At 40.9% G+C, this 18,398-nt stretch carries 15 protein-coding genes; 5 read left to right on the top strand and 10 right to left on the bottom strand.

Features of this window, described 5'->3' with window-relative positions; translation table 11 throughout:
* Nucleotides 1–173: 173 nt before the first annotated feature.
* Both NOS7524_RS16950 and NOS7524_RS16945 read left to right on the top strand, forming a co-directional pair.
* On the top strand, nucleotides 174–959 hold the full coding sequence (locus NOS7524_RS16950) for a PIG-L deacetylase family protein (RefSeq protein WP_015139717.1): 786 nt from the start codon (nucleotides 174–176) through the stop codon (nucleotides 957–959).
* Between the two features lie 125 nt (nucleotides 960–1,084).
* Nucleotides 1,085–2,194, top strand: coding sequence for a glycosyltransferase family 4 protein (locus tag NOS7524_RS16945; RefSeq protein ID WP_015139716.1), 1,110 nt, complete (start codon nucleotides 1,085–1,087; stop codon nucleotides 2,192–2,194).
* 224 nt (nucleotides 2,195–2,418) lie between these two features.
* On the opposite strand, the gene NOS7524_RS16940 is transcribed toward NOS7524_RS16945, so the two are convergent.
* From NOS7524_RS16940 to NOS7524_RS16930, 3 genes are all read right to left on the bottom strand, one after another.
* Nucleotides 2,419–3,216, bottom strand: a complete 798-nt coding sequence (locus tag NOS7524_RS16940) for a hypothetical protein (protein ID WP_015139715.1) — start codon at nucleotides 3,214–3,216, stop codon at nucleotides 2,419–2,421.
* 138 nt (nucleotides 3,217–3,354) lie between these two features.
* Nucleotides 3,355–3,717, bottom strand: coding sequence for a four-helix bundle copper-binding protein (locus NOS7524_RS16935; RefSeq protein ID WP_015139714.1), 363 nt, complete (start codon nucleotides 3,715–3,717; stop codon nucleotides 3,355–3,357).
* Nucleotides 3,718–4,371: 654 nt separating this feature from the next.
* Nucleotides 4,372–5,643: a serine hydrolase gene (locus NOS7524_RS16930; RefSeq protein ID WP_015139713.1), complete on the bottom strand. Its 1,272-nt coding sequence runs from the start codon at nucleotides 5,641–5,643 to the stop codon at nucleotides 4,372–4,374.
* 307 nt (nucleotides 5,644–5,950) lie between these two features.
* Here NOS7524_RS16930 and NOS7524_RS16925 point away from each other — a divergent pair, with 307 nt between their 5' ends.
* The gene (locus tag NOS7524_RS16925) at nucleotides 5,951–6,673 is read left to right on the top strand and encodes a type 1 glutamine amidotransferase (RefSeq protein WP_015139712.1); all 723 of its coding nucleotides are present in this window, start codon (nucleotides 5,951–5,953) and stop codon (nucleotides 6,671–6,673) included.
* 63 nt (nucleotides 6,674–6,736) lie between these two features.
* Here the strand turns inward: NOS7524_RS16925 and rpiA are convergent, their stop codons facing one another.
* The 4 genes from rpiA to NOS7524_RS16905 all read right to left on the bottom strand — a co-directional run bounded on the left by rpiA (nucleotide 6,737) and on the right by NOS7524_RS16905 (nucleotide 11,951).
* A complete protein-coding gene (rpiA, locus tag NOS7524_RS16920) occupies nucleotides 6,737–7,447 on the bottom strand; it encodes a ribose-5-phosphate isomerase RpiA (RefSeq protein ID WP_015139711.1) in 711 nt (236 codons plus the stop codon).
* A gap of 315 nt (nucleotides 7,448–7,762) precedes the next feature.
* Nucleotides 7,763–8,746, bottom strand: coding sequence for an RNA polymerase sigma factor, RpoD/SigA family (locus NOS7524_RS16915; protein ID WP_041555821.1), 984 nt, complete (start codon nucleotides 8,744–8,746; stop codon nucleotides 7,763–7,765).
* A 596-nt stretch (nucleotides 8,747–9,342) separates the two neighbouring features.
* The gene (locus tag NOS7524_RS16910) at nucleotides 9,343–11,082 is read right to left on the bottom strand and encodes a helicase HerA domain-containing protein (RefSeq protein ID WP_015139709.1); all 1,740 of its coding nucleotides are present in this window, start codon (nucleotides 11,080–11,082) and stop codon (nucleotides 9,343–9,345) included.
* A 77-nt stretch (nucleotides 11,083–11,159) separates the two neighbouring features.
* Nucleotides 11,160–11,951 (bottom strand): glutathione S-transferase family protein, encoded by a 792-nt coding sequence (locus NOS7524_RS16905; RefSeq protein ID WP_015139708.1) that lies wholly within the window; start codon nucleotides 11,949–11,951, stop codon nucleotides 11,160–11,162.
* Nucleotides 11,952–12,682: 731 nt separating this feature from the next.
* On the opposite strand from NOS7524_RS16905, the gene NOS7524_RS16900 reads away from it, so the two are divergent.
* A complete protein-coding gene (locus NOS7524_RS16900) occupies nucleotides 12,683–13,519 on the top strand; it encodes a fasciclin domain-containing protein (protein ID WP_015139707.1) in 837 nt (278 codons plus the stop codon).
* Nucleotides 13,520–13,812: 293 nt separating this feature from the next.
* On the opposite strand, the gene NOS7524_RS16895 is transcribed toward NOS7524_RS16900, so the two are convergent.
* Genes NOS7524_RS16895 through NOS7524_RS16890 form a run of 3 tightly spaced genes read right to left on the bottom strand, consistent with a single transcriptional unit; the run spans nucleotide 13,813 to nucleotide 17,226 of the window.
* Nucleotides 13,813–15,681 carry a tetratricopeptide repeat protein gene (locus NOS7524_RS16895; RefSeq protein WP_041555367.1) on the bottom strand — a complete coding sequence of 623 codons (1,869 nt, stop codon included), beginning with the start codon at nucleotides 15,679–15,681 and terminating at the stop codon, nucleotides 13,813–13,815.
* 35 nt (nucleotides 15,682–15,716) lie between these two features.
* The gene (locus NOS7524_RS29555; RefSeq protein ID WP_144050881.1) at nucleotides 15,717–15,908 is read right to left on the bottom strand and encodes a hypothetical protein; all 192 of its coding nucleotides are present in this window, start codon (nucleotides 15,906–15,908) and stop codon (nucleotides 15,717–15,719) included.
* A gap of 22 nt (nucleotides 15,909–15,930) precedes the next feature.
* Nucleotides 15,931–17,226 carry an ABC transporter substrate-binding protein gene (locus NOS7524_RS16890; protein WP_015139705.1) on the bottom strand — a complete coding sequence of 432 codons (1,296 nt, stop codon included), beginning with the start codon at nucleotides 17,224–17,226 and terminating at the stop codon, nucleotides 15,931–15,933.
* Between the two features lie 293 nt (nucleotides 17,227–17,519).
* Here NOS7524_RS16890 and NOS7524_RS16885 point away from each other — a divergent pair, with 293 nt between their 5' ends.
* The gene (locus tag NOS7524_RS16885) at nucleotides 17,520–18,275 is read left to right on the top strand and encodes a YebC/PmpR family DNA-binding transcriptional regulator (protein ID WP_015139704.1); all 756 of its coding nucleotides are present in this window, start codon (nucleotides 17,520–17,522) and stop codon (nucleotides 18,273–18,275) included.
* Nucleotides 18,276–18,398: the final 123 nt, after the last annotated feature.

Here is an 18,398-nt window from a genome sequence, read left to right as displayed (position 1 = left end):
GATTTCTTGAAGAAGTCGGGGATCTAACAATCTCATCAAGAATCAAGCACTATTCTTCCTAAGCAAAATTTACTGATTCTTGATGGTTAGGACTTTATAGCTTTAATTGTTTTCCAGAGAATAATATTATGATGAAAAAATTATAGCTTTGATTCTGTACAACACCCAAAAGTATGCTCATTAAAAGTTATCTACAACAATTACAAAAGCTAATGCCTAATCAGTGGCTAGAAAAGATCCAATATTTGCACTCTAAATTACTATGGAAATGGCTTTTGTTAGGTGGTAGTCAACAACTGGCTTTGAGTCACAAATCAGCAATGGTATTTTCTCCTCATCAAGATGATGAAACTTTTGGCTGTGGAGGGATGATTGCTCACAAACGCGAACTTGGAATACCAGTTATAGTTGTATTTTTGACTAATGGTGAAGGTTTAGGATGGTTAAATCCAGATGACCAAAACCACATCGTTGAAACTCGCAAACAAGAAGCTATAACAGCATTACAAATTTTGGGTGTAGCTGCAACAGATATTTACTTTTTAGCTAAACCAGATGGAAGTTTAAATGCGTTGAAAAATGAAGAGTATCAACAGATAATTCAACAGTTAGCCGGACTGCTAAAATCTTATCAGCCAGAAGAAGTTTATGTTCCCCATAAAAAAGATTGCCATAAAGACCATGAAGCAACATTTGAATTAGTCAAGACAGCAATTAATGAGGCTAAAATCAAAGTGGAACTGCTTCAGTATCCCGTTTGGTTATTTTGGCGAGCGCCGTTATTTATTCTGCTGAAAATTCAGGATATAGCTGCTGCTTATAGATTCTCTATTACGTCGGTACAAGAGAAGAAAAGTCAGGCGATCGCTTCCTACAACTCACAACTCCAAAGCTTGCCTTCAGGCTTTGTTAAGCAGTTTTTGAATTCCTATGAAATTTTCTTTAAAACTCAGGTTTAGAGACAAATTACTGAGCATATTAAAATTATTAGGGCGCATCCCCAAACTACAATTAAATTCCAAAGTTTTAATAAAGCAATCAATTGGTATTTTTAATTATCTCTAAATATTCTGGAGACATTTAAATGAAAATATTACATATTACTAATCATGTACAAAAAATCGGGAATGGAATTGTTAATGTAGCTGTAGATTTAGCCTGTTTACAAGCACAAAATGGTCATGTGGTTGCTGTGGCTTCTGCTGGAGGCGAATACGAAGCATTACTAGGCAGTTATGGTGTCAGACATTTTGATTTAGATCAGTCTAGACAACCATTGAATATGATCAAAGCTGCGTGGCAGTTTCGGGAGATCATCCAAAAATTCCAGCCAGATATCGTTCATGCACATATGATGACAGGAGTTGTGCTAGCAGGGATTTTAAGAAACGGCTGTGATTATGGTTTAGTTTCTACAGTCCACAATGAGTTTCAACGTAGTGCAGTGCTGATGGGATTAGCTGATAGAGTCATTGCAGTTAGTCATGCCGTAGCTCATTCAATGGTGCAACGTGGTATCCCCAAAATCAAACTACGAATCGTTTCTAACGGCACATTGGGTAGTCCTCGCCATCGCCAGCTGCAAGATTATCAACCATTACCATTACATCATCCAGCCATTAGCACTGTAGCGGGGATGTATTCCCGCAAAGGAATCGCCGAATTAATCACAGCTTTCATCAAAATTGCGGCTGAATTTCCCCAAGCACACTTATATTTAGTCGGGGACGGACCCGATCGCCCCATGTTTGAGACAATGGTGAACAACACACCCTTTAGTAGTCGCATTCATTTTGAAGGGTTCCAGCCAGAGCCACAACGCTATATGCTAGGAACGGATATCTTTGTCCTCGCTTCCCATTGCGAATCCTTTGGTTTAGTGCTGACAGAAGCGCGAGAAGCTGGTTGTGCGATCATCGCTAGTGATGTAGATGGTATTCCCGAAACTTTGGATCATGGACAGGCTGGGATTCTGGTTCCACCCCAAGATAGTCAAACGTTAGCAGACACTTTGACACAATTACTCAGAGATTCTCAACAACTGTATAAATGGAAATGTCGCGCTCAACAACATTTAGAAAGATTCAAAGCTGCACGCGTCAATGAAGAAACCCTAAATGTCTACCGCGAATTAGCTACTAACTACAAAGTTCATAGAGTAGTGGTAAAAGAAGAAGTGTTAGTGGGTAGATAGATTCTGAAGAAACATACTTATAGCAATCCGATTTAATTTCTAAAATTATCTGCGTAGCTAGGCAATAGGCAATAGGCAATAGGCAATAGGCAATAGGAAAGAAGGAAGTAGAGGTGTACTGAGTTTTTTATACGCCAGCGCAGGCTACGCAACAAAAATCAAATAGGAGTCCTATATATCGGCTTAGAAATAGGGATGAAACCTATTTCATTGGGACTGCCTTTTTACTCAATTTCCTCACAACGGATTAACAGCTGTTCCATATTCTCCGCTAAAGAAATCAAATCTGTCCAAGAGGAGCCACTGGCTAAATTTTGAGCATGGGCTAATCTATTGCGTAACTGTTCGGCAGACTTGAAAAATCGTTCACCAGAACGTTTTGATTTTAAGTCCAATTGTTGCAACAGTTCTGGATGATGTAAAACTAACTCTCGCTTATCACAAAACTGGAGATAATCTAACAAATCTGTAGCCTCGTTTCTTTCTTGGCTTTCTCGCCATAGTCTGCGGGCAATTTCTAAACGTTCAGGTTTAAGAAATTTCTGCCAAGAATCTTGAGGATAATAAAGCCTTACCAATCGCAGCAAATTCATTTCTAATAAAGTTACTAAACCAAAAAGCAACATTCTGACTGGTGCTTTTTGCAAATCGCCACAGGTAATAATTCCACTTACCTGATTGCAGTCTAGAACAAACAATCTAGGACTTTGTTGCAATATAGGTAGTAACTTCATGAGTGGTGTAGAAATGGCAATGAGTTCTCTAGGATGAAACACACACTGATAGTCTCCACACTTACCGGATTTAGCTGTTATTAAATGAGAGCGTTCAATATAACCGGTGATCGTATTTCCCGTTTCAATTCCCACCACATCAAAATCTTGTACCTGCATCCAATGCAGCACTTCTGCCACGTTTGCCTCTGCTGGTACAGATTTGAGAGCTTCGGCGACATATTCAATGGTGATATTGTTCTCAAATAAACTCCGTAAGTCTTGGGAACGGGATTTTAAGTGTTTCATCTACAGTCAGGCATTTTGGCCAAAGTTTAGCGCCAAATTTAAAGTTAATGTTTTGCTATTAAAACTTCAAGCGCCCAGACAAAAAAGTCTAGGCGCTTGAATCATAGGTTGCAGATAAACTTCTGCTAGTTGATGAAATTAAGCGGGCATCATTTGCATACTTCTGCAAGATTCTGCACACTTGCGGCAAGCGGCAGCACATTGCATCATCATTTCATCATTGCTCATTTGTTCACAAGCCATAGCCACGCGATCGCACATTTCTGCACATAGCATACAAGTGCGTCCCATAAACTCAGAACCGCCCATCATCATATTCATGCACATCATGCACATTTCCGCACAGTCGCGCATCATGCCCATCATGTTCATATCCATTTGCTTACCGCTTTGGCTCATGCAGTAAGTCATGGTTTCCATGCACATTTTCTGACAGTCCATACAAGCTTTCATGCAGGCTTGCATTTCCGCAGTCATGGATTCAGTCATCATCATCATCATAGGAAATATCTCCGATTTGCTGATGCTTAGAGAACGTCCTTTGCAGGACTTACCTATAACGCTAATCCTAACTTTTTCAACAGTCAATAGTGTTCTTGATTACAAATTTATAAGACTACTTTTCCGATATAATTACCGGAAATATCACAACAATCCACATATTTTTTTGGTAGTTTTATCAATAATTATTGCCAGTTAAGGATTACAAACCCTAGTCAATAACTGGGGTTTCTTAAGTTTGTTATTGTGTCCTGCGGGGATCAATTATTAATTTTCAAAATCTATTAAGATTTAAGTCCTTTTTTTTGATAAATCCATCAAAATGATGACTGTTAACTTATATAAATCTATCTGTAAATATTCACTAAAATAGTTGACAAAAATAATAAACATTTCAATATCAGGACTAAATAAATATCATAATTCAAAATAGATAACCGCTTAGATTTTAACTATGTATCATCTATCTTTTGATAGGTATTGTTTAATTTATAGCAGTCGCCATATAGATTAGGACATCAAGCAATCATAAAACCGTTACACTAAGAGGCTTTGGAGCCTGTAACCTGTCACCTGTCACCTGCTATAAATTAAAAATCGGCAGTGAATGAATAAATCACTGCCGGTACTTCACTTTAATTCTGGATAGAAAAATTACTTTTGGCTGACTGCTCTTGGTTGTTCGATGTAGCCATATACTAGACGGGAAACTTGATTGATAAAACTCCTGGCTCTGGCATCACGAAAAGGTCTGGCTACTAGAATACCAGCCAAATAGCGTTTTCCTGATGGTGTTTGGATAATTCCGGCATCGCCTAAGACTCTTCCCAGTGTACCTGTTTTATGAGCGATCGCTGCACCTTTACCCAAACCCACTGGTAACAAACTTCTATTTTTGCAGCGACTCATGATATTCATCACCTGTGTGTAGCCGCTAGAGCCGAGCAACTTTTCATTAGAAATTAATGCCGCTAGTCGTACTAAATCTTTAGCACTGGTTGTATTAGTGCCTTTAAAATCTCCTAACAAATTACGAATGACAGTATTTTGCAATCCCCAACTGCGGAAACGCTCATTGAGTCGATTCTTACCACCCAAGCGATCGATAATCATATTTGTAGCGGTATTATCGCTGATAATCATCATTCTATTAGCAGTTTCCAAGAGATTAAACTTAGTTCCTGGCTTTTGATACTGCATATTGCCTGAACCACCAGTCATCAAATCACGGCGCATCACCAATGTTTCATTTGTTCGGACTCTACCAGCCTCAATTTCTTGGAATAAAGCCACAAGAATCGGGAACTTAATGGTACTAGCAGCAGGGAATATCTTTTCACCGTTGATATCTAAATATTCACCTGTTTCCATATCTAAGAAAAACATTCCTGGTGAAAGAGAACGGTAGCGAGCCATTAAACTTTTAATTTGAGAATCAAGCTGTGATATCTCTCGGTTTAAGGGAACAACACCAGCAAAATTTACAGGTTGTATAGGGATAAAAACTTTGTCTTCACTAGATGAAGCTTGATAAATACCTCGCTCAATAGCAGATAAATCAACAATCCAGTGTGAAGCAGAATCTCCTTTAATCACTAATTTTTCAGGATCAGCTGTATAACCTGGGGCTAACTCAACGACTATCCTAGTAGTTTGCCCATCAAATTTACCTACCCGAATTTCTTGTATACCTGATCCGAAATTTTGACGTGCTGTACTACTATTCAGTTTTGTTTGTGGCAGATCAATGACAAGTCTAGTAGGGTTATTAATTAAAAAGGCTTTTGGTTTAACTCCTGAATCTGTCGTGATACTTAATTGATTTTTAGTTGGGTTAAAGTTCCACGATTGTAAGCGAGCTGCGTTGGCTGGGAAAGATACAAGGATACTGCTGAGTAAGCCGAGAAATAAAACAGGTGATTTCATGCGTGTGAGGTGTGAACAGCGATATAGTGCGTTTGCAAGATTTTCTGAGACGGTTAAATATTTTCCGGAAAATATTTAACAAGGAGGTCATTATTTTTCTTAACCGACACCGAGACGTTCATATAATTAAATAGTTCCAATGCCAATTCAAGAAAGCTGACACCAATTAGTCAAAGCCACGAAAACATGGTTTAAGACATTTGTCAATAGATAAGTATTCAACCCAATGAAACAGACTAAACAAGCTGTTCTAACATTACAATGAATCCTGAACATTTAAATTGCCAATTTGCCTATTTTTACAGACATGAAAATCCATTATTTGCAACACGTTCCTTTTGAAAACCTTGCGAGTATTGAAGCGTGGGCAATCAGAAATCAGCATTCTCTATCAGTAACTAAATTTTATGATGATGACTCTTTACCTAAAATTGCAGATATTGATTGGCTAGTTGTCATGGGTGGCCCCATGAATATCTATGAGGATGACAAGTATTCTTGGTTAACTCCAGAAAAGCGATTTATAGAACAAGCAATCACAGCAAATAAGACAGTTGTCGGCATTTGTTTGGGAGCGCAGTTAATCGCAGATGTTTTAGGTGCAACAGTTTACCAAGGACGATATAAGGAAATAGGTTGGTTCCCGATTAGACTTACAAAAGCAGCCCAAGATTTAGCGATTTTCGATGCTTTACCGCCAGAGTTTACCGTGTTTCATTGGCATGGTGACACTTTTGATCTACCTCAAGGCGCAATTCAATTAGCTTATAGTGAAGCTTGTCAAAATCAGGCGTTTATTTATGGACAGAATGTATTAGCTTTACAGTTTCACTTGGAATCAACTCAGGAAAGTGTACAGCAGATAATTGAAAATTGTGCTAATGAACTTCTTGAAGGGAAATACATCCAGCAGCCAGAACAGATGCTGGGCGCAGAAGATAATTTTAACAAGATTAACACTATGATGAGCAGCATACTAGATGGACTTGGTAATCAAAAGCTGCATATGTATTGGGGGAGTGGGGAGTAGGGAGTAGGGAATGGGGAATTAATAACAAGGTCAATTAGTTCTCCATGCCCCATACCCCATGCTTTATAGTTGCCGCACTACTGGCTGACCATCTACAACTTCGCCAACTAAAACTACATCAGCACAGTTGACGAAGATACCATTCTCTAGAACACCAGGAATATTATTCAAGGTTTTTTCTAGGTTAACTGGGTCATCGATTGAGTCAAATCTGACATCTAAGACAAAGTTACCTTGGTCAGTGATGACAGGCCCGGCTTTTTTCACACCCATACGCAGTTCTGGTTTACCGCCGAGTGCCTTAATTGCATTGGTAACAGGAGTAATTGCCATTGGAATCACTTCTACTGGGACAGCAAAAACCGAACCTAAGCGGTCTACTAATTTACCACTGTCTACCACAACAATAAATTGATTCGCCAAGTAATCAACTACTTTTTCGCGGGTATGGGCTGCACCACCACCTTTAATTAAGTTCTTTTTGGGGTCAACTTCATCAGCTCCATCAATGGCAATATCAATGTGATCAACAGCGTCTAGTGTAGTGAGAGGAACGCCGTATTTTTTCGCCAACACCTCAGACTGAAATGAGGTAGGGATACCGACTATATCTTGCAGTTCCCCAGATTTGAGGCGATCGCCTAAATATTGAATCGTGTAAGCTGTAGTTGAACCAGTACCTAACCCCACAATTGAGCCTGATTTTACCAAAGCTGCGGCTGCTTTACCAACTTCTTGCTTCATCAAAGTAACGGGGTCTGTTGTTCCTGTCATTCCCAAAACTCCTAAAATATCGAATAAATAGATGGCTTTACCACGGCCGACTATACTACAATCCTTGACACTTCAAAATTCACTCAGGCACAATTTCCTGAAAATTAAGGGCGTTTAGGCTGGGGTGTAGGTGTTCAAAACCCTGATTCTGGCTTATAGCGGTTCTTAGCTGGGTGCAATACACAGCGTTTTCTAGTCTAATAAGTTACAAATTTATCTGCGTCCATCTGCGTTGAATTCTGACCAAAAAAATTGCCCCCTGAATTCAGGAGGCGATTCACCCTATACAGACGTAGCACTGCTACGTCTATATTTTTAGCTAGCAACATACTCTTTCACATTGGCTCGACGACGACGCAAATGAGCCAGAGCTTGATGCTCTAACTGGCGGACGCGTTCACGACTGAGATTCAATCGTTCGCCCACTTTTGCTAGAGACATTTCGTTACCATCTTCTAAACCAAAGCGCAGTGCTAACACTTCTCGCTGTTGGGGTGTAAGTTCCGCTAACAGGGTGTTCAAGTCTTGGCGCAAGAATTCTTGGGTGGTGTAATACTCTGGAGATGGGCCTTCATCTTCGAGCATTTCTTGCAGTTCTGTATCTTGGTTGTCACCAACTCGCACATCTAAAGAAACTGGTTGACGCGCCATGTTCAGATATTCCCGAATCTGAGCAGGTTCTAGTTCTAGTTCTTTGGCGATTTCCGCAGGAGAAGGCGATCGCCCCAAAGTTTGAGCTAGTTCGCGCTGTACTTTTTTGATTTTGTTGAGTTTCTCGGTGATGTGAATGGGTAATCTGATAGTACGACCTTGTTGAGCGATCGCACGGGTAATTGCTTGGCGAATCCACCAGTAAGCGTAGGTTGAGAATTTATAACCCCGTGTGGGATCAAATTTCTCCACACCTCGCTCTAATCCTAAAGTTCCCTCTTGGATTAAATCCAGAAACTCCATGTTACGTTTCTGGTATTTTTTGGCGATCGCCACTACCAAGCGCAGGTTCGCTTCAATCATCTTCTGCTTGGCGCGTTTACCTTGGGCTACCGTCTGCTTCACTTCTGTTTCAGACTGGTGAACATGATCCGCCCACTCTGGTAAACTCGGCTCGCGTTCCAACTTCTTCGCTAAAGCTTCCTTAGCGTCTAGAAGTGACATCATTTGTTGCACCTGCTTCCCGTAAACAATCTCTTGCTCACGGGTGAGCAGGGGTACCCTACCAATTTCCCGCAGATAGGTTCGCACCATATCAGCCGTGAATTTGGTGTTCAGGTCTTCATTGTGGGTGTTAACAGTAGGCATTGGTGCGTTATCCTCTACTCCGTAAACACAATCAATCTTGAGTAAATCAGTCCGATGGGGGAAGGTAGTACGCATATCACGGTACTTAAGACGCTACTAAACTTAATCAATGTCATCTATCCGTTTTTCAGAAGTCGCGTCCTGGCGATAGGTTCCCCTACCATCCCTCAATTTTTGAATCTCTTACAAGCAATCTGGGTTGTTTTCAAGAATTCTTTCTCTTCGTTGCTGGCAGCAACTGTTCAATCCGAAGTCAGTATGAGTTCCACTTATTTTATAGTAAAACAAATCAGGCAGATAGTAAAGTAGCCTGAAGAAGGATATAAATTATAGTGCAGAATTGTTCGTTTTTTAAAAAAAGTTTATTTTCCTTGAGCAACCTAACTATGATCTATAGTGACGCGAAAAACCACTCTGCTGTTGCTCGGAAGTAGGGAGATAACCGAACTGAATAGGTCAAAATAATGGTGGGAAGGTACTACTTAGGCAATAGGCAATAGGCAATAGGCAATAGGCAATAGGCAATAGTTTTTCTCCTCTGCGCCTCTGCGCCCCTGCGCCCCTGCTCCTCTGCTCCTCTGCTTCCCTCACTCCCTCTAAAAACCTAAATCAGCTTTAGCTAGTTCCGCAGCTGCGAATACTTCTGCATCTGGTTTTTCTTCCCAGGCTGGATCGCCAATTTCTGCGTAGAAGGTGGAGTCATAGGGACGAGTTCTTACTACCACAGGCATAGGGACAGCGTGACCTAAAATTAAGGCTTGTTGCTTTGAGTCTAACTTGGCTAGTACAGACCTCAGACCACCAGCACCCGATACACCCGTAAAAATGGCATCAATATCTTTTTCATCATTGAGCAAGGCGGTGATGCGAGTCCCGATTTGGGACATGACTTCATTATCTATGCCCGATGGCCGTTGATCAACTACCAAAAGTGTGACAAAATACTTCCGCAGTTCGCGGGCGATTGTCCCAAAGATGGTACTTTGTACCACACCTGGATCGAGGAAGCGGTGGGCTTCTTCTATGGTAATCATTAATGGGGTAGGGCGATCGCTGGGATTTTTGCTTTGCAAGAATTTATCGGCCTTTTTGACGTAATGCTCATGAATCCGTCTGGTGATCATGTTAGTCACCAACATATACGAGAGCATATTCGACTGGGAACCAAATTCTACCACTACATTCTTGCCAGCCTCTAAGGATTGTAAGATTTTATTAATGTAGTTCTGGGGGCAAACTGCCCGCATATACTTTAAACCATCTAAACGCAATAATTTGCGCTGCAATGCCATAATTGAGCCTTTGTGTCCCCGCTTCTCGTCACAAAACATCTCAATTTCTTCATTTGTCATATTTAGCAATTGGACAATCCAAGACTTGCCGAACTCACTATATAAAATATTGGCGTTATCTAAAGCCGCATCTGATAAGCCTAAATCTCGACTACATAATTTAATATCTTCGACTTCGATTTGCTCATAGCTCAGGTAGAGTTCTTGAGAATCCCTTACACCCCGGCGCTTAGTAGATTCGGGATCAAGGGTGTAGACTTCCACTCTCCCAGGAAACAACTGCTTAAGTCCCTTTACAGTGTTAACGTTCTTACCCTCGGCTACCGCTTCCCAGCCATATTCAGAGTGCATATCAAAAATCAGGTTAACTGCTGCATTTTTGCGGATTACACCAGCTAACAGTAACCGTGTCAAAAAGGATTTACCAGTACCAGATTTACCAAAAACCCCATTGCTACGTTCCACAAAGCGGTTTAAATCAATACATACCGGCACATCCATATCTAAGGGTTTGCCAATAGAGAAGTTGCGCCTTTGGGGATCATCTTCCCAACCAAATACCCGTCGAAAATCTTCCTCGCTGGCTTCGTAAACTTGGCTAAAGTGGCTGGGGATGGTTTTGACAGGGAGTAATTCCATCGTGGTGCTAGTTTGGGGTTGAAAAGAAGCCAAATTAGTAGACGATGGCACAAAGGGGTTGACAGATTTACCATCTGTAGATGAGAAAGACTCATTAGATTCAGGGGTGAACATCAACATGGGTGCGAGGTTAATCGTCCCATAAGTGCCACTACCAGCTAACACTTCCCGTAAAAAAGTGTCTTCCCAACTAGGGGGGTTAGCGATGATGCGAGCGTTAGCAGCTCCTAATGCTACATCTGTCAGCATACAGAAAAAGCGCGATCGCATCCCCTGCACGACTAAAAATTTACCCACCCGCATATCCTCAACAGAAATATCAGGGTGTAAACGTACTTCTAAACCCCCAGTCAGAGAACCTTGGATTACTGAACCTAATGGTTGTGGCAAATTTTCATTAGTCATTGGGAATTGAGTATGAGTTAATAGCCATTAGTCCCCCCTGTCACCTGTCACCTGTCACCTGTCACCTATTCCCTCACCTACTCAATTTGAATAGAAGTCGGCGCTGAACCAGTTGCCGGAACACCGATTAGGGGTTTGCGAAATTGAGCATAAATGCGATCGCGCCAAGCAAAAAACGGTGCATAATCAGGGTTATCAGCTATTGATGGTACACCTTTACCTCTGATACTGGCAGGTAAATCTAGATAAGCTCCTTCCGGGAACTTTAACAGTATAGATAAACCTGCGACTGCTAAATCAGCTAAAGTGGGTTCATCCCCAGTTAAGTAGGGACTATCAGCCAATAATAAAATTAATGCTTCTAAGTCTTGTTTTAAATCTGCGATCGCTGACTTGATCACATCTGGACTATAACCTACACCAAACCCCAAAACTGTTAGAAAATCGCTAGGAACACCCTCCACTAACGTTTTTAAAATGTCTGGTGTGGAGGTAGGTAATAAGGACTTGCGGAAATTTTGGTCTTGACTAATGGCAGAAAATAGCGCCTTTCTACCTTTAATACCGATGGATTCATCTGCCCATTCTTCCATCATTAAAGTCAGACCTCTTTTTTTGGGGTCTGTTGGTATCAATGGACGCTCAGGGTATTCTAAGTCTAAATACTTAGCTATTTCTGTAGAATCAGCAATATACTTGTTACCATCTTTCAAAACTGGTACTTGCTTCTGTCCCGTTAAGCGAAATAGCTCTACCTGCCCAATCCCTGGTGTGACTTCAATTTTGCGGTATTCTAAACCCTTATAATCTAGAATCAACCGCACTTTTTCTGAGTATTGCGATAGTTCCCATTGGTATAATTCCAACATATTGCATCCCTTGTCACTGATTAGTTGAGCAACTTTCTAATTGTATCTTCAGTTCAAGTAATTTTCCTGAACAAACAATGAATTTGGGGACAAATTTATTGTCAAAAAAATTCAATCTCATGGTGAGTTTTGAGAGATTTACATATTTTGGCAAAAACTTATTTTTTAATTGATGAGAATATCAAATCACACAATACTTTAGGTAAAAGTCCAGACATAACCTAACTTGTAATTATTACCACTATAAACATAAATTCTCAGTTTTTCCACTGATAATACATATGTTTAATATTATATAGTTATTTATCCATATACTAGAAAAGATGGGATTTTAAATACCATTACAGAACTAAATCACACATTGTTTCTCTTGCACCTGCTTGCCGTATTGGCAGCCTAATATCCCCTAAAATATTTATTTTTTCCAGATGCTAATGCTATATATTCTGTTGTCCAAATAAATGAAAATTCTTAGATAAATTAATAATTTAGTCAATTTTTGGGAGTTAAATCAACAATTATTATAAGGAATGGTTATTAAAGTCACTTTTGGTAAACCAGAACACAAAAAAATTACAATTTTTTTGCAGCTTAGTTTGCTATCAAGTTCAATTTCTATACCACTGATCATATTTTTGACCAAAAATATCGAAATGATAGTTAGCATTTATTAGTAACAAAGTGTTATAAGTCTTTATGTAACAGCTGTAAAATCGGAAAACACAAAATTTATGAAAGTAAATTACAGCAAACTATTGACCTCTTTGACAGGCGTAGTCAGTATTGCAGGCGTAAGTCTTCTCACTATCCTACCATCTGGAGCCAAAGAAGCATTAAATCCCAATCCCTCCGTTTTCCAAGAAACTTCTTATAATCGGAGTCAACGTGTCCAGGTAAACGCTCAATACACACCGGTTGAAGCTGTTACCGCCATCACAAAAGGCAATAATAGCAATAAAAAGCAGATTGCACAGAATTCAGGTAGTGGGACAACCAATCCTAGACCAAGTATTTTCAATGAGGCTCCTTATAATCGTAGTCGTCGCACTACCCCAACTACTACCACCCCACAAACAAAACCCACTACACCTACAACGGATACGGAAGTACCCACCACTCAGACACCAGAGGCGGGAACTACAGATACTCAAGGCAAAACTTTGTTAGAGGTAGCATCGTCTAGTGACTCATTTACAGTGCTAACCAAAGCTATCGAAGCCGCAGGACTCTCTGAAGTTCTGCAAGGCAAAGATAACTTGACAATTTTTGCACCTACTGACGATGCGTTTGCTAAATTACCAAAAGACGCTGTACGAGATTTGCTGAAGCCTGAGAACAAGGAAGTATTAGTCAAGGTGTTGACTTATCACGTTGTTCCAGGTGCTGTTTTATCAACTGATTTAAAATCTGGCGAAGTCAAAAGTGTGGAAGGCGGCGCAATCAATGTCAAAGTTGATCCCAAAACGGGTGTTACCGTCAATGATGCCAAGGTAATAAAAGCAGACATCAAAGCTAGTAATGGCGTGATCCATGCTATTGATCAAGTAATTTTACCTCCTGATTTGTAAGATCATATCCGCTTGATAGAAGCAAGGCAGAGGGCAGAAGGCAGAAGGCAGAAAAGGTACAAACCTTGCCCCTTGTGGGCAAAAAAGTAAAAATATTCTTCTCGATATGCACAGCACATCCGTGTAGTGTCTTGCAGAGAGAAAAGATATGTCCTTGTTTAAACCTTTTCCCTTTATGGGAGAGGTTTACCTTCTGCCTTATCTTCGACACGCTCCGCGAATTGCCTCCCGCATAGCTGCCTTGCCACCAAAGACGGCTTGATAATTCCCTTCTGATTCTTCTTTTACCGTCTTTAATACATCTCTTCCTGATATTGTGCTAGCAATTTGGGAATATAATCATACCCATCAACACCAATAATGGCAATAATTTTGGGGCGGTGTTGTTGAAGTAAATTTTGGAAATTTTCTACGCCTATTTTTCCTTGTACAATTATTAGTAAACCTGCTGGTTGTCGCCATTCACGAGAAGTGATCTGCTCTAAAAGATACATTCCCAAGCTACCAGTGTAAATGGCTTTTTCATAATTTTGTAATTGATAATAAGCTTCGGACAGATAAGCTAAATTCCGTCCTTGCAGATATAAATCACCCGCAATTTGTGCTGTTTTAAAAGCATCTTCTAGATATTTAATGGCAGTTTCTGGTTTTTGAATCACTAGATAGGCAATACCTAAGCTACTGAGACATAAAGCTTTACTTTGAATATCAGCTAATTTTTCTGATAAATTTAAACCCTGTTCTAAATAGTTAATTGCCATTTCATAGGTTTCTGGTTCGACTTGTTCTAGCTGTTGCGCTTGCATGACTTCGCTGTAACCTAAGTTCACCAAAGCGTTAGCTTCTCCTGTGCGATCGCCTGCTTGACGACTAAGCATTAATGCTCTTTGGCTCTGATTAATCGCCTCAGTGTAGTTTTGCTCCTGCACGTAGGTACGGCTAAGGTGATTGAGATTGGCAATTTCGCAGGGGCGATCGCCTGCATTTCTGGCAATTTCCAAGGCTTGCTCATGAAAATCTATCGAGCGTTGATATTGTCCTAAAGCGCGTTGTGAATAGCCTAGCAGGGTTAAAATTCTGGCTTTTTCCTGAGTTCTAGCAACTTTGCGTAATGGTTCATCGAGATAATCTAGTGCATCTCGCAAATAGTTACCAGAAAAGGAAGCGAAAATCCCACCATAAAGGGGAAAATAGGGACGTTGAGCAAAGGTTCGCAGAATTTGGAGCATGATTTGAGAAGCTCCATTACTGTACACGACTTGACTTTGCCAACCATTAGCCAACTGACTCCAAATTACAGCAAAGGTCAAAAAGGTAGAAATCGACAACTTTGAACCTGCTTGAATGTTATATGTTTGTTGGTCAAACCAACTAACTAAACCTCGTTGCAAATACTGTAAAATTAAGGCTATTTCTACCCACTCACTCAAACTTAAATCACGTTGATTTTCTGCAAAGGAAATGGCAGATTGCTCTACAGCTAAAGTGCGAAGTAAAGCATGGGGTACATCACTATTCACTTTTTTTGCCCAAGTTGCCCAAGGGCCACTTTCGCCAGGGACACCACCAAATCCCAAGGTTTGGTTTTGCTCATACATCCAGCTAACTAGATGTTCTTGTAGCCTTTGCCAGGCAGTTAAACCACGGGTAATCCCCTGTGATATTTGTGCGATATCTGCGTCAAACTGGGCAAATTGTTGTAAAGATTTAGATAATTGCTGTAATTGGGATAAATTAAGCGGATTTTTCAGATTTGGATCAGTCAGACGTAAGAATGTGGCAAGACGTTCATCTGCTGCGGCTGTTGTAATTGCTTGCGACGCAGAGGCGATCGCTTCTGTGGCTTGATTTTGTTCTCTATACCTTTGCCATTGACTTTGAACAGTTTTAATGGCTCGTAAACTCCGGTTAGCCTTAGCTTTTTTCACTTCATCGCTTTCATGATCCACCTGAGTTTGGATTGCACTGGCGCGATTGCTCAAAGCAACCTCAAATATTTCTCCAGTGCCAGCTACAATACCTTTTTGCAGCATTTGATACACCATTTCCACAGAGCTAATTTTGCCCTGGAGAGTGAGTTGGACAATTTCATCAATCAAGGCGAGATAGCGATCGCCTATGGCGGGGCTTTGCCCATCGCGCAATGGTAAAGAGTCTGACACTGGCACTACTTGGGAAAGTCACAACAATTTTTATTTTAGTGTACAGGTGATTGGGGACTGGGGATTGGGGATTGGGGACTGGGGATTGGGGATAATTTCTTCCTTGTCTGCCACCCTACGGGTAGGCTTACGCCATCGTAAGAGAAGCAAGCTACATCTCCCTCATCTCCCTCATCTCCCTCATCTCCCACCCTACGGGTAGGCTTACGCCATCGTAAGAGAAGCAAGCTACATCTCCCTCATCTCCCCTTAGTCAAAAATTAGATCCAAGCGTTGCTGTGATGCTGTTAATGCCTCAACCGGGGAACTTTCACCCAGTAAGACAGATTCGACGGCTCGACCTACACTATCAGAGATGCGATTATAACCTGGGAAAATTGGACGACTGCGCCCATGTTTAGCCTGCTCTAAAAATACTTGCACTTGTGGCAGTTTTTTCACAAATTCCTGATATTTTGAACTTTCACGAGACTTTAAATTGATAGGTAAATAACCCGCTTCTAAGGCTAATGCTGTTTGAAATTCTTCGCTCATTGTATATTCGGCAAACTTAAAAGCTGCTTTTTGCCTTTCTGACGTGGTTTTAAAAAAGAAGAGATTCTCACCACCAATACTGGTAGAGGGTTGTTGGTTCACAGGCAACGGAAACACACCAAAATCAATATCAGTAGCTTGGAATTGTCCCAGATTCCAGGGTCCATTGATTTGCATAGCTACTTGTCCTGATAACAAAGGATCTGTCTCATAACCCCGTTCCGGGCTGGATAACAGCGTCGAACCATCTTGAATTAAATTACGCCAAAATTGTAAAGCCGCGATCGCTCCCTGATTATCTTGCAATATCACGGCTGCGGCATTGTGTCCATCACCACTCACCAATTCACCGCCACTACTCCACATAAATGGCAACCAAGTAAAGACGGTAAATTCTCCCTTACCCAAAGGTAAAAACATTCCATACTGATCTATTCTGCCATCACCATTAAGGTCACGAGTTAATTGCTTGGCAACTTGCCGAAATTCCTCCCAAGTGCGGGGTGTCTGTGTAATTCCTGCTGCTTGGAATAAACTTGGACGATAAAAAATCCCGACATTATTTGTAGCAAATGGAACTGACCAAAGTTTACCTTGGTATTCCATCGATGAATATAAAGTTGGGTCAATTTCCTCTTTCACTGGGGAATTTGCCAGCATTTCATCTATAGGAATCAACGCCCCCAGTTCTACTAATTGTCCGGTGATGGTGGGGTTAAACCACAACAAATCAGGTGGTGCATTACCTACTACGGCTGCCAAAATCTTGGGCATTTGCTGATCCTGTTGCCCAACATACAGTGACTCTACTTGAATATCGGGGTGAGTTTGGTTAAATTTATCTACCAGCTTTTGCAACACATCCCGATTCGGCGGTGGGTTCACCCCATGCCATAAAGTTACATGAATCACTTTTCCTGCTTCGACTCCAGAACGTATCGTTTGACAACCGGTCACAGCTAATAGTCCTACCACCAATAACATCAGTAAACGGCGCAGGAAAGATTTCATCTTCTTACGTTTGGATCTGGATTTGTGAGAGTGAGGAAAAGACTGCATATTTAGGTTACGGGGGACAGGGGACAGGAAAATAATTTTGTGTAATTAATTCTGTCTGAGTTCTGACGAATTGATAATTCTCTACAGAGAGACTACGCCTAAACGGGGACAAAACCCAACACCCTAAAGGCTAATCTTCTTAGCTAATACCTAATCCCCAGCCCCCAATCCCCAATCTTCCCTTTGCATCTGGGCAGAAGCTATGTATATCCTAATCTGTGGAGAGAGCATAAATCATTCAAATTATGGCAGGTCATAGTAAATGGGCAAATATTAAACGCCAAAAGGCAGTAGTTGATGCCAAAAAGGGTAAAACCTTTACCCAATTGTCTAGAGCCATTATTGTGGCTGCGAGAAATGGCATCCCAGATCCAGTCGGGAATTTTCAACTACGTACAGCTATAGAAAAAGCCAAAGCTGCGGGTATTCCTAATGACAACATTGAAAGGGCGATCGCTAAAGGTGCAGGTACTTTTAGTGATAATGCCATTTTGGAAGAAATTCGCTATGAAGGTTACGGGCCTGGTGGTGTAGCAATTTTAATTGAAGCTCTCACTGATAACCGTAATCGGACTGCGGCTGATTTGCGAGCAGCATTTAGTAAAAATGGTGGTAACTTGGGTGAAACTGGCTGTGTAAGCTGGATGTTTGATCAAAAAGGTGTGTGCGTTGTTCAAAGTGTAGTAGATGAAGACCAGCTTTTAGAAGCATCCTTAGAAGGTGGCGCGGAATCCTATGAGATGACGGAAGATGAAACGGCGGAGGTGTTGACGGAAGTTGCTAATTTAGAAACCCTCAACCAAACCTTAAAAGAGCAAGGCTTTCAAGTCAGTGATGCGGAATTACGCTGGATTCCTAGTAACAATGTCGAAGTGACAGATGCAGATCAGGCGCGATCGCTCCTCAAGTTAATTGATACCCTAGAAAGTCTCGATGATGTGCAGAATGTTACATCTAACTTTGATATGTCAGAGCAGTTATTAGCTGTGAGTGTTGTATAAGTGTACATAAATAAGTAGTGAGTAATGAGTAGTGAGTAATGAGTAATGAGTAATGAGTAATACCCATTACTTATTACTTATTACTTATTACTTTAAAATTAAAGACACTTGGAGTCGGGGATT

It is taken from the genome of Nostoc sp. PCC 7524, assembly GCF_000316645.1.
Classification (GTDB): Bacteria; Cyanobacteriota; Cyanobacteriia; order Cyanobacteriales; family Nostocaceae; genus Trichormus.
This window is presented reverse-complemented; position numbering and strand designations above follow the sequence as displayed.

What these genes read in the sequence shown, in the direction of transcription:
- NOS7524_RS16950 (WP_015139717.1), top strand. Translation starts at nt 174, where the DNA reads ATGCTCATTAAAAGTTATCTACAACAATTACAAAAGCTAATGCCTAAT.
- NOS7524_RS16945 (WP_015139716.1), top strand. Translation starts at nt 1,085, where the DNA reads ATGAAAATATTACATATTACTAATCATGTACAAAAAATCGGGAATGGA.
- NOS7524_RS16940 (WP_015139715.1), bottom strand. Translation starts at nt 3,216, where the DNA reads ATGAAACACTTAAAATCCCGTTCCCAAGACTTACGGAGTTTATTTGAG.
- NOS7524_RS16935 (WP_015139714.1), bottom strand. Translation starts at nt 3,717, where the DNA reads ATGATGATGATGATGACTGAATCCATGACTGCGGAAATGCAAGCCTGC.
- NOS7524_RS16930 (WP_015139713.1), bottom strand. Translation starts at nt 5,643, where the DNA reads ATGAAATCACCTGTTTTATTTCTCGGCTTACTCAGCAGTATCCTTGTA.
- NOS7524_RS16925 (WP_015139712.1), top strand. Translation starts at nt 5,951, where the DNA reads ATGAAAATCCATTATTTGCAACACGTTCCTTTTGAAAACCTTGCGAGT.
- rpiA (WP_015139711.1), bottom strand. Translation starts at nt 7,447, where the DNA reads ATGACAGGAACAACAGACCCCGTTACTTTGATGAAGCAAGAAGTTGGT.
- NOS7524_RS16915 (WP_041555821.1), bottom strand. Translation starts at nt 8,746, where the DNA reads ATGCCTACTGTTAACACCCACAATGAAGACCTGAACACCAAATTCACG.
- NOS7524_RS16910 (WP_015139709.1), bottom strand. Translation starts at nt 11,082, where the DNA reads ATGACTAATGAAAATTTGCCACAACCATTAGGTTCAGTAATCCAAGGT.
- NOS7524_RS16905 (WP_015139708.1), bottom strand. Translation starts at nt 11,951, where the DNA reads ATGTTGGAATTATACCAATGGGAACTATCGCAATACTCAGAAAAAGTG.
- NOS7524_RS16900 (WP_015139707.1), top strand. Translation starts at nt 12,683, where the DNA reads ATGAAAGTAAATTACAGCAAACTATTGACCTCTTTGACAGGCGTAGTC.
- NOS7524_RS16890 (WP_015139705.1), bottom strand. Translation starts at nt 17,226, where the DNA reads ATGAAATCTTTCCTGCGCCGTTTACTGATGTTATTGGTGGTAGGACTA.
- NOS7524_RS16885 (WP_015139704.1), top strand. Translation starts at nt 17,520, where the DNA reads ATGGCAGGTCATAGTAAATGGGCAAATATTAAACGCCAAAAGGCAGTA.